Genomic DNA, 9,352 nt, shown 5'->3' on the forward strand with positions numbered 1-9,352 from the left:
CGAGGAGGCGGCGGTTACTCCCGTCCCATGTCTCGGTGGACCAGCACCGTTTCGACGCCGTCGGCGATGAGGCGCTTGGTCAGGCGCTCGGACATCGCGACGCTGCGGTGCTTGCCACCGGTGCAGCCTACGGCAAGCGTCATGTACCGCTTGCCCTCCCTGCGGTACCCCTCCGTGACGATGCGGAGCAGCTCCGCGTAGCCGTTGAGGAACTCGTTGGCGCCGGGCTGCTGGAACACGTAGTCGGCGACGTCGGAGTCGGTGCCGGTGCGGGCCCGCAGCTCGGGGACCCAGTGCGGGTTGGGCAGGAAGCGGCAGTCCACCACGAGGTCGGCGTCGACCGGCAGGCCGTACTTGAAGCCGAAGGACATCACGGTGGCGCGCAGCTCGGGCTCGTCGTGGTCGGCGAACTGGGCGTCGAGCTTGGCGCGTAGCTGGTGCACGTTGAGGTTGGAGGTGTCGATCACCAGGTCGGCCTCGCCGCGCAGCTCGCGCAGCAGGTCGCGCTCCAGGGCGATGCCGTCGACGATCCGGCCGTCGGCCTGGAGCGGGTGCGGGCGGCGCACGCTCTCGAAGCGGCGGACCAGGGCCTCGTCGGAGGAGTCCAGGAAGAGGACCTGGAGCCGGACTCCGCGCTTCTCCAGCTCGTCGAGCGAGGTGAGCAGGTCGTCGAAGAACTGCCGGCCGCGGACGTCCACGACGGCGCCGATCCTGGCGACGTTGCCCTGGGAGCGGGCCCCGAGGTCGACCATGGTCGGGATGAGGGCCGGCGGCAGGTTGTCCACCACGAACCAGCCGAGGTCCTCCAGGCACTTGGCCGCGGTGGAGCGGCCGGCTCCGGACATGCCGGAGATGATCACCAGCTCCGGGACGTTCTCGGCCACGTCTGACACGGTCACTTCGGTTCCCCGCTCTCGGTCTTTCTGCTGGGGAGCACGCGCATGGCGCGGCCGTGCGGCGCCGGTCCGCCGGGGCGGTCGGCGGCCGGGCGCGCCGGCTGACGGGCGGCGTCGGCCGTCATGGCGTCTCCTGGGATGGTGCGGTCGTGGGTGCTGCGGCCACCGGCGCGGTGGCCTGGTCGGCCCCGTCCTCGATGATCTCGCCGGTCGCGGTGTTGACCGCGGGTGCGGCGGGTGTACGGGAGGACAACGCCGCCGCAACAGTCTCCGCCGTGCGGCGTCCGATGCCGGGTACGGCGCAGAGTTCGTCGACGGTGGCGGCCCGGAGCCTCTTCAGCGAGCCGAAGTGCTTGAGCAGCGCCTGGCGGCGAGTCTCGCCGAGGCCCGGGACGGAGTCCAGTTCCCCGGCGGTGAGTCGCTTGGAACGCTTGCTGCGCTGGTAGCCGATCGCGAAGCGGTGGGCCTCGTCGCGGACGCGCTGGAGCAGGTAGAGGCCCTCGCTGCTGCGCGGCAGGACGACGGGGTCGTCCTCGCCGGGCAGCCAGACCTCCTCCAGGCGCTTGGCGAGGCCGCACAGGGCGACGTCGTCGATGCCGAGCTCGTCCAGGGCCCGCCTGGCGGCGGCGACCTGCGGCTGGCCGCCGTCGACGACGAGCAGCTGCGGCGGGTAGGCGAAGCGCTTGGGGCGGCCGTCCTCGGTGCGCGGACCGTCCTCGGGCTGGTCGTCCTCGGACTCGACGACGGCCCACTCGCCGGTCTGCTCGCGCTCCTGGAGGTAGCGGCGGAAGCGCCGGCTGATCACCTCGTGCATCGAGCGGACGTCGTCCTGGCCCGCGAAGCCCTTGATCTGGAAGCGCCGGTACTCGCTCTTGCGGGCCAGGCCGTCCTCGAAGACGACCATCGACGCGACCACGTCCTCGCCCTGGAGGTGGGAGATGTCGAAGCACTCGATGCGCAGCGGGACGGAGTCCAGCTCCAGCGCGTCGGCGATCTCCTGGAGGGCGCGGCTGCGGGTGGTGAGGTCGGAGGCGCGCTTGGTCTTGTGCAGCGCCAGCGCCTGCTGGGCGTTGCGCTGCACGGTGGCCATCAGGTCCTTCTTGTCGCCGCGCTGCGGGACGCGCAGGTCGACCTGGCTGCCGCGCAGGCCGCTCAGCCACTCCCGGACCGGCCCGTCCGGCTCCGGCAGGGCCGGGACGAGCACCTCGCGCGGGACGCTCTCGCTGCGTTCGTCAGCAGTGGCGCCGCCGTAGAGCTGCTGGAGGGCGTGCTCGACCAGGCCCGCGGTGTCGACGTCCTCGACCTTGTCGGTGACCCAGCCGCGCTGGCCGCGGACCCGGCCGCCGCGCACGTGGAAGATCTGGACGGCGGCCTCCAGTTCGTCCTCGGCGAGGGCCAGGAGGTCGGCGTCGGTGGCGTCGGCGAGCACGATGGCGTTCTTCTCCATCGCGCGCTTGAGGGCGCCGATGTCGTCCCGCAGGCGGGCCGCCTTCTCGTACTCCATCTCCGCGGCGGCCTCCTGCATCCCGTCCTCCAGGCGGCGCAGGTAGTTGCCGGTGCGCCCGGCCATGAAGTCGCAGAAGTCCTCGGCCAGCGCGCGGTGTTCGTCCGCGGTGACCTTGCCGACGCAGGGCGCGGCGCACTTGCCGATGTAGCCCAGCAGGCAGGGCCGGCCGACCTGCCGCGCGCGCTTGAACACGCCGTTGGAGCAGGTGCGGACGGGGAAGACGCGCAGCAGCAGGTCGACCGTCTCGCGGATCGCCCACGCGTGCCCGTACGGTCCGAAGTAGCGCACGCCCTTCTTGTGCGCGCCGCGCATCACCTGGACGCGCGGGTACTCCTCGTTGAGGGTGACCGCGAGCTCGGGGTAGCTCTTGTCGTCGCGGTACTTCACGTTGAACCGCGGGTCGAACTCCTTGATCCAGGAGTACTCCAGCTGCAGCGCCTCGACCTCGGTGGCCACCACCGTCCACTCGACCGACGCCGCGGTGGTGACCATGGTCGCGGTGCGCGGGTGCAGCCCGGCGAGGTCCTGGAAGTAGGACGACAGGCGCGGGCGCAGGCTCTTGGCCTTGCCGACGTAGATGACCCGGCCGTGGGCGTCGCGGAACCTGTAGACGCCCGGTGAGGTCGGAATCGCGCCCGGGGCCGGGCGGTAGGTGCTCGGGTCAGCCATGGGTCCACCGTACCGAGTGGGGCCGGGGGTGCGGAGGGCCGATCCGATCGGCGGACGCCGGCGCGGCGGGGGTCTGTTCGGCGGGGCTCAACTGCGTCAGCTCGGGGTCACCTTGAGGTTGCCGCCCTCGACCGTGACGGTGTAGGCGGGCAGCGGGGAGGGGGCCGGGCCGTCCGCCACGGCACCGTCGGCAATGGCGAACTTGCTGCCGTGGCAGGGGCACTGGATCTGCTGGTTCTTCACCTGGTCGACGATGCAGCCCGCGTGCGTGCACTTGGCACTGAACGCCTTGTACTGCCCGGCGGTGGGCTGGGTGACGACGATCTTCTGCTCGCGGAAGACCTTGCCGCCGCCCTCCGGCACCGCCGAGGCCGGGCCGAGGTCCACCGGGCCCTTGGGGGCGGCGCCGGAGCCGGACGAACCGGCCGACGAGCCGCAGCCGGTGAGCGCCACGGTGCCGCCGGCCGCCGCCAGGACGGCCGCGGCGCCGCAGAGCAGGGTGCGGCGGGAGGTGGCGGGGTTGCTCTCGGGGGCCTCGGACATCGGTGCGCTCCTGCGGGTGGGCTGCGGCGTGGGACCACGGAAGTCTATGCGGCGGGCACGGCCGCTCCCGGGGCGGGAGCGGCCGTGCCCGCGTGCACTACTTCTTCGCCACGGCGGCCCGCTTGCGCGGCGCCTTCTTCGCCGGAACGGCGACCGGGGCGTCGGCGAAGTCGCCCGGGAGGATGTCCCGGAGGAACTTGCCGGTGTGGCTCTCCGACACCGCGGCGATCTGCTCCGGGGTGCCCTCGGCGACCACCGTGCCGCCGCCGGAGCCGCCCTCGGGGCCCATGTCGACGATCCAGTCGGCGGTCTTGATCACATCGAGGTTGTGTTCGATGACGATCACCGTGTTGCCCTTCTCGACCAGCCCGGTGAGCACCTTGATCAGCTTGCTGATGTCCTCGAAGTGCAGGCCGGTGGTGGGCTCGTCGAGCACGTAGACCGTCCGCCCGGTGGAGCGCTTCTGCAGCTCCGAGGCGAGCTTGACGCGCTGCGCCTCGCCGCCGGAGAGCGTCGGCGCGGACTGGCCGAGCCGGACGTAGCCGAGGCCGACGTCGTTGAGCGTCCGGAGGTGGCGGGCGATCGCCGGGACGGCCTCGAAGAAGGCCAGCGCCTCCTCGATCGGCATGTCCAGCACCTCGGCGATGGACTTGCCCTTGTAGTGCACCTCCAGCGTCTCCCGGTTGTACCGGGCGCCGTGGCAGACCTCGCACGGCACGTAGACGTCCGGCAGGAAGTTCATCTCGATCTTGATGGTGCCGTCGCCGGAGCAGTTCTCGCAGCGCCCGCCCTTGACGTTGAAGGAGAACCGGCCGGGCAGGTAGCCGCGGACCTTGGCCTCCTGCGTCTCCGCGAAGAGCCGGCGGACGTGGTCGAACACCCCGGTGTAGGTGGCCGGGTTGGAGCGCGGGGTGCGCCCGATCGGCGACTGGTCGACGTGCACCACCTTGTCCACCAGGTCGGTGCCGGTGATCCGGGTGTGCCGGCCCGGCACGCTGCGGGCGCCGTTCAGCTCCCGGGCGAGGTGGGTGTAGAGGATGTCGTTGACCAGCGTCGACTTGCCGGAGCCGGACACGCCGGTGATCGCAGTGAAGGTGCCGAGCGGGAAGCCGACCGTGACGTCCTTGAGGTTGTGCTCGCGGGCGCCGTGGACGGTCAGCTGGCGCTTCTTGTCCCGCTCGCGGCGGGCCCCCGGGATCGGGATGGACCGCTTGCCCGACAGGTACTGGCCGGTCAGCGACTCCTTGTTGGCCAGCAGCTGCTTCAGCGAACCGGAGTGCACCACCTTGCCGCCGTGCTCGCCGGCGCCCGGGCCGATGTCGACCACCCAGTCCGCCGTCTTGATGGTGTCCTCGTCGTGCTCGACGACGATCAGGGTGTTGCCGATGTCGCGCAGCCGCACCAGCGTCTCGATCAGCCGGTGGTTGTCCCGCTGATGCAGGCCGATGGACGGCTCGTCCAGCACGTAGAGCACGCCGACCAGGCCGGAGCCGATCTGGGTGGCCAGCCGGATGCGCTGGGCCTCGCCGCCGGACAGGGTGCCGGCCGCGCGGTCGAGCGAGAGGTAGTCCAGGCCGACGTCGACCAGGAAGCGCAGCCGCTCGTTGACCTCCTTGAGGACCCGCTCGGCGATCTGCTTGTCCCGGGCGTTGAGCTTCATCGCGCCCAGGAACTCGGCGCAGTCGCTGATCGACATCGAGGAGACGTCGGCGATCGACCTGTCCTGGACGGTGACCGCGAGCACGACCGGCTTGAGCCGGGTGCCCTGGCAGGTCGGGCAGGGCACCTCGCGCATGTAGCCCTCGAAGCGCTCGCGGCTGCTGTCGCTCTCCGCCTCGGTGTGCCGGCGCTGGATGAACGGGACCGCGCCCTCGAAGCCGGTGCTGTACGAGCGCTCGCGGCCGAAGCGGTTGCGGTAGCGGACCTCCACCTGGTGCTTGTGCCCGTACAGCAGCGCCTTCTTGGCGCGGGCCGGCAGCCCGGCCCACGGGATGTCGGTGCGGAAGCCCAGCTCCTGGGCGAGCGCGTCGATCAGGCGCTGGAAGTACTCCTTGGCGTGGCCGGCCGACCACGGGTGGATGGCGCCCTCGTCGAGCGAGCGCTCGACGTCCGGGACGACCAGGTCCGGGTCGACCTCCATCCGGTTGCCCAGGCCCGAGCAGTCCGGGCAGGCGCCGAACGGCGAGTTGAAGGAGAACGAGCGCGGCTCCAGCTCCTCGAACGACACGTCGTCGTACGGGCAGTAGAGGTGCTCGGAGTACATGCGCTCGCGCTCCGGGTCGTCCTCCGGGAGGTCGACGAAGTCGAGCACGACCATGCCGCCGGCCAGCCGCAGGGCCGTCTCCACCGAGTCGGTGAGCCGCCGCTTGGCGCTCTCCTTGACGGTCAGGCGGTCGATGACCACCTCGACGGTGTGCTTCTCCTGCTTCTTGAGCTTCGGCGGCTCGGCGAGCTGGACCGTCTCGCCGTCCACCCGGGCGCGCGAGTAGCCCTTGGACTGGAGGTCGGCGAAGAGGTCGACGAACTCGCCCTTGCGCTCGCGCACCACCGGGCTGAGCACCTGGAACCGGGTGCCCTCGGCGAGCTCCAGCACCTTGTCGACGACCGCCTGCGGGGACTGCTTGGCGATCGGGCGGCCGCAGTGCGGGCAGTGCGGCTTGCCGATCCGGGCGAACAGCAGGCGCAGGTAGTCGTAGACCTCGGTGATGGTGCCGACGGTCGAACGGGGGTTGCGGTTGGTGGACTTCTGGTCGATCGAGACGGCCGGGGAGAGGCCCTCGATGAAGTCCACGTCGGGCTTGTCCATCTGCCCGAGGAACTGGCGGGCGTACGAGGACAGCGACTCGACGTAGCGGCGCTGGCCCTCGGCGAAGATCGTGTCGAAGGCGAGCGAGGACTTGCCGGAGCCGGAGAGGCCCGTGAAGACGATGAGGGAGTCGCGGGGCAGGTCGAGCGAGACGTTCTTGAGGTTGTGCTCGCGAGCACCGCGGACGATGAGGCGGTCGGCCACTGCTTCTGGCGCCTTTCTCCGGGGCGAGAGGGCTTGCGGTGAGATTGGGTGCTTCTTCCAGGATGCGGCAGCCAGCCTATAGCTCAGACGTTCGAATCTCGACTTTGTCCACCCGAGACCACCCGAACGAGTGAGGACCGCCCCGGGGCCGTCCGTACCCGGACCTGAAAAGCCCCTGCTCGGGCTCCGGTGTCGGCGGTAGCGTCGACTGGTCAACGAGCGGAGCCCCCACGGGGCAACGCACCGCTTCGCACCGAAGGCAGATCCGATGACCGACCCGCAGTCCGCCGCCGCCGTCGCCGCCGAGCGGCTGAGCCTGGTCCGGGAGAGCACCCGGAGCATGCTGGAGACCGTCGCCGGGCTGGAGCCCGCGGCCGTCGCCGAGCCCTCCGCGCTCCCCGGCTGGAGCCGCGGCCACGTGCTGGCCCACCTCGCCCGCAACGCCGACTCCCTGGTCAACCTGCTGACCGGCGCCCGCACCGGCACCGACATCCCGCAGTACGCCAGCGAGGAGGCCCGCGACCAGGAGATCCAGGACGGTGCCGGGCGCCCGCTGGAGACCCAGCTCGCCGACCTGCGCGAGTCGCACGAGCGCTTCGCCGCGGCCGCCGCGCTGATGGCCGACGAGGACTGGGCCACCGACGTCCACCACCGCTCCGGGGCCGTCTTCCCGGCCGCCGACCTGGTCTGGAAGCGCCTCGGCGAGCTGGAGTACCACCTGGTAGACCTGGACGCCGGCTACGGCCCGGCCCGGTGGCCGGAGGTGTTCGCGGTCGTCGAGTTCCACAGGCTCGCCGTCAAGCTCCACGGCACCGCGCTGCCGGGAGTCGAGCTGGTCGCCGAGGACACCGGGGACCACGGCCTGATCGGAACCGGCGAACCCGCCCTGACCGTCCGGGGATCGGTCCGCGCCCTGCTCGCCTGGCTCTCGGGCCGCTCCGACGGCGCCGACCTGAAGCGCACCCCCGACACCGCGCTCCCCCAGCTTCCCCCGCTGGGCTGAGGGGGCGAGGATGATCCCAGGACCGACACGACGAGGAGCGGACGGATGACGTACCACGGAGCGGTCAAGGTCGGCGGGCCCCCGGACGTGCGCGAGCTGGCCCACCTGATCATCACGAAGGTGGCCGTCGGCCCGTACGACAACAACGCCTACCTGCTGCGCTGCCCGGCCACCGACGAGCAGCTGCTGATCGACGCCGCCGCCGACGCCCCGGCGCTGCTGGAGACCGTCGGCGACGACCTGGCGACGGTCGTCACCACCCACCGGCACCACGACCACTGGGGAGCACTCGCCGAGGTGGTGGCCACCACCGGCGCCCGCACCGCCGCCGGGGAGCACGACGCCGAGGGCATCGACGTCCCCACCGAGCTACGGCTCGCCGACGGCGACAAGCTGCTCGTCGGCCGGGCCGAGCTGACCGTCCGGCACCTGGTCGGGCACACCCCCGGCGCCATCGTGCTGATCTACGACGACCCGCAGGGCCACCCGCACGTGTTCACCGGAGACTGCCTCTTCCCGGGCGGCGTCGGCAACACCTGGGGGGACCCGGAGGCCTTCCGGACCCTCTTCCGGGACGTCAACGAGAAGATCTTCGACGTCCTCCCGGACGAGGCCTGGGTCTACCCCGGCCACGGAAACGACACCACCGTCGGCGCCGAGCGCCCGCACCTCGCCGAATGGCGCGAGCGCGGCTGGTGATGCCTTCCGGGCTGGTCGGCTCCGGGCGGAGCCGACCAGCCCGGATCATGGCCCGCCTCCAGCGAGATGCCGGGCGCAGGTACATGTCGGCTCCATGCAGAGACACACCAGCGCGAGGACACCGGACACCTCTCGGACGCCGCCCGGGCAGGCCCAGTGCGCATCCAGCTGGCACTCAGCGCTGACGTAGCGCCCGGCCCTGCCCACCTCGAAGCGGATCACGATGCCGATCGACGCCGCCGACCGACGGGCGGCGGCGGTCACGACCAGGCCCCCGGGTCCGTCATGTTGAAGTCCTCCAGTTCCACCCAGACGACGGCCCGACCGGTGGCATCGGTGGAACCCCACTCGCAGCCGGACCGGAGGATGTCGAGCACCTCGGTCCACTGCGTGGACGAGGTATCAGCAGGCGCGGTCGTCGAGAGCCGAACGCGGCCCGCCCTCCCCTTGGTGATTCGCACGGGAGCCCCTGCCGCCTGGCAGAGAGACGCCTTGAGCAAGCTTGTGCGCATGCCGATCTCCATCGACGTTCCCCATATCGATACAGTGGAATCGTATCGATAGAGTAGCGCTGCCAGCGCTACGGTGTCAGCCGCAGCGAACGACTCGAAGCGAGGAGGTCCGAGGCGTGAGCGATACCCCCTCCTACCTGCAGGTCGCGGATGCCCTGCGCGGTCAATTGACCTCCCGGCGCCTTCAGCCAGGCGATCGAATGCCGTCCATCAGTGCGCTCCAGCGTGAGCACAACGTCTCGACGGGCGTTATCCAGCGGGCCTACGCCCTGCTGATCGACGAGGGGCTCGTGCTCGCCCGCCCCGGCGCGGGCTACTACGTGAAGTCCCAGGAGCCACCGGCCGTTCTCGTCCGGCGCCAACGCGTGGCACCGGGCGACGGATCGCCGACCGAGGCCGCCCTCGCCCGGCAAGGCGTGGTCGGCACCTGGCGGCCCCAGTCGCCACCTCGTGCCGCCGCCGCCCCGATGGCGGGCCCGCGGGGGGTTCCGCCCGGGGCTTGGGGGTTGGCCC

Annotated in this window: 8 protein-coding genes; 3 read left to right on the forward strand and 5 right to left on the reverse strand. The window is 71.5% G+C overall.

Translation table 11 applies throughout. The features are described from left to right. Positions 1-14: 14 nt before the first annotated feature. The 4 genes from rapZ to uvrA all read right to left on the reverse strand — a co-directional run bounded on the left by rapZ (position 15) and on the right by uvrA (position 6,625). Positions 15-899: an RNase adapter RapZ gene (gene rapZ, locus ACFV4F_RS24870; protein WP_380444441.1), complete on the reverse strand. Its 885-nt coding sequence runs from the start codon at positions 897-899 to the stop codon at positions 15-17. A 118-nt stretch (positions 900-1,017) separates the two neighbouring features. Further along, entirely contained in the window at positions 1,018-3,072 is a 2,055-nt protein-coding gene (gene uvrC, locus ACFV4F_RS24875) for an excinuclease ABC subunit UvrC (protein ID WP_380498188.1), read from the reverse strand. A 96-nt stretch (positions 3,073-3,168) separates the two neighbouring features. After that, positions 3,169-3,615 carry a Rieske (2Fe-2S) protein gene (locus ACFV4F_RS24880; protein WP_380444438.1) on the reverse strand — a complete coding sequence of 149 codons (447 nt, stop codon included), beginning with the start codon at positions 3,613-3,615 and terminating at the stop codon, positions 3,169-3,171. A gap of 97 nt (positions 3,616-3,712) precedes the next feature. Beyond that, positions 3,713-6,625 (reverse strand): excinuclease ABC subunit UvrA, encoded by a 2,913-nt coding sequence (gene uvrA / locus ACFV4F_RS24885; RefSeq protein ID WP_380505493.1) that lies wholly within the window; start codon positions 6,623-6,625, stop codon positions 3,713-3,715. Between the two features lie 268 nt (positions 6,626-6,893). Between uvrA and ACFV4F_RS24890 the strand changes: the two genes are divergently transcribed. Next, positions 6,894-7,628 carry a maleylpyruvate isomerase family mycothiol-dependent enzyme gene (locus ACFV4F_RS24890; protein WP_380505495.1) on the forward strand — a complete coding sequence of 245 codons (735 nt, stop codon included), beginning with the start codon at positions 6,894-6,896 and terminating at the stop codon, positions 7,626-7,628. Between the two features lie 45 nt (positions 7,629-7,673). Further along, positions 7,674-8,327 carry an MBL fold metallo-hydrolase gene (locus ACFV4F_RS24895; RefSeq protein ID WP_380498191.1) on the forward strand — a complete coding sequence of 218 codons (654 nt, stop codon included), beginning with the start codon at positions 7,674-7,676 and terminating at the stop codon, positions 8,325-8,327. Between the two features lie 260 nt (positions 8,328-8,587). On the opposite strand, the gene ACFV4F_RS24900 is transcribed toward ACFV4F_RS24895, so the two are convergent. Further along, the gene (locus ACFV4F_RS24900; RefSeq protein WP_380505497.1) at positions 8,588-8,788 is read right to left on the reverse strand and encodes a hypothetical protein; all 201 of its coding nucleotides are present in this window, start codon (positions 8,786-8,788) and stop codon (positions 8,588-8,590) included. A 167-nt stretch (positions 8,789-8,955) separates the two neighbouring features. Between ACFV4F_RS24900 and ACFV4F_RS24905 the strand changes: the two genes are divergently transcribed. Beyond that, positions 8,956-9,352 (forward strand): GntR family transcriptional regulator (locus ACFV4F_RS24905; RefSeq protein WP_380505498.1); only part of this gene is annotated, 397 nt, incomplete at its 3' end.

Source organism: Kitasatospora sp. NPDC059722 (genome assembly GCF_042733235.1).
Lineage (GTDB): Bacteria > Actinomycetota > Actinomycetes > Streptomycetales > Streptomycetaceae > Kitasatospora.